Annotated in this window: 1 protein-coding gene; it reads right to left on the bottom strand. The window is 63.3% G+C overall.

Going from position 1 to position 1,650, the window contains the following annotated elements; translation table 11 throughout:
* Nucleotides 1-61: 61 nt before the first annotated feature.
* Nucleotides 62-1,345: an IS110 family RNA-guided transposase gene (locus ACZYY4_RS22975; protein WP_463812325.1), complete on the bottom strand. Its 1,284-nt coding sequence runs from the start codon at nucleotides 1,343-1,345 to the stop codon at nucleotides 62-64.
* Nucleotides 1,346-1,650 lie beyond the last annotated feature (305 nt).

The following is a 1,650-nucleotide window of genomic DNA, read 5'->3' as shown; positions in this document are numbered from 1 at the left end:
TGCCCGCCTCACTCGAAAATTCAAGGTGACCAAAGACTGGTGAGCGGTCTCGGTGCTGGTGTTAGGCGGCGTCAGTGTGGGGCTCCAGTGTCACGCTGTATCCCAGGGCCTGGAGTTGTTTGATGGCTCTGGCCTTGGCCTTTGCTGGCTGGTGTCGGGTGTAGTAGTCGGGGCCGGGGTCTTGGTAGAAGGCGCCGTTGACGAGCATGTGCCATGCGCAGGTGAGCATCTTGTGCTCAAGGGCGACGATGGCGATCTGCCCGGAAAGGGACTGGCGACGCGACTTCTTGTCTCCGGGTCGGGGTGCTCGGCGGCCGGAAATGCGCCGGAAGCGAGCACCGAAGTAGGTGTTGGTGCTGCGCGACGCTGACAGGGCGGCCACCCCGAGTGCGGCTTTGAGGTGGCGGTTGCCGGGCAGGGTTTTCGCCGATTTGATGCGGCCGGCCGATTCGTTGCTGCCGGGTGAGACTCCTGCCCACGACGCTAGGTGACCCGGGCTGGGGAACACGCTCATGTCGGCGCCGGTCTCGGCGATGAACACATCAGCGACCACTCGTGACCAGCCCGGGATGCTCACGAGTAGTTCACGGGCGGGCCGAAAGGGTGTGATCAGCTCCTCGATGCGGGCATCTAGGCGGGCGATGTCGGCCTCTTGGGCATCGATGCGATCCAGATACAACCGCACCATGAACGCGTGGTGGTCGTTGAATCGTCCTTGCAGCGCCTCAGTTAGGGCGGGGATCTTCTTGCGTAGCTGCCGTTTAGCCAGATCAGCGAGGACGGTCGGGTCGCGTTGACCCCCGATGAGCGCTTCGAGCATCGCTCGCCCGGAGACTCCGGTGATCTCGCAGGCCACCGACGACAGTTTGATGCCGGTGTCTTCCAGAAGCGTCTCCAGGCGGCCGATCTCTTTGGTGCGGGCCTGGGCGATGGTGGTGCGGGCCCGGGTCAGGTCGCGTAACGCCCGGATCGGTTCGGGCGGCACGAACGAGGCGCGGACCAGCCCATGGGCACCCAGTTCTGCCAGCCAGGCCGCATCTGAGACGTCGGTTTTGCGTCCGGGCACGTTGCGGGTGTGGCGGGCGTTGACCAGCATCACGTTCAGCGCGTCGTCGAGCAGAAAGTAGAACGGCTTCCAGTACGCCGCGGTCGACTCGATCACCACACACGTCACCTGTTCGGCGATCAGATGCTCGCGCAACGCCAGGATGCTGTTGGTCATCGATGTCCAGGTGGTCACCGTCGACGAGGTGGCTTTGCGGCCGCGGCCTTGGATGCGCACACACACCTTGGCGTCCCTTTTCGACACGTCGATGCCCGCACACCGCGGATGAATCACTTCCATGACTGTTCATCCCCTCTCTCACTCAATCCTGTTGTAATGGAGCGTGTTTCGGGGAGAGCTCATATGAAACAGAAGTCTCACTCGCGTGCTCACAGGCAACAATCCACATCCCTCGCATAACCGCAAAGGGATGCCCTCCAGCCCCACGCTCTACAGGCGTGCTCACCTGGCAACAAGGCGGGACGGGGTCGCCGAAACACCCCTTAAGCGTCAACCTGGACCACCGCGAACGCAACCCCGCATCCAACCGCACCGGAACGCGATTTTCATCCCCCACAACGGGGCCGCAGGCCCCACGAACGCTC

This window comes from Mycobacterium sp. IDUB_21, from assembly GCF_055419425.1.
This window is presented reverse-complemented; position numbering and strand designations above follow the sequence as displayed.

Excerpts from the sequence above, each read along its gene's own strand:
- ACZYY4_RS22975 (WP_463812325.1), bottom strand. The coding sequence starts at position 1,345 with ATGGAAGTGATTCATCCGCGGTGTGCGGGCATCGACGTGTCGAAAAGG.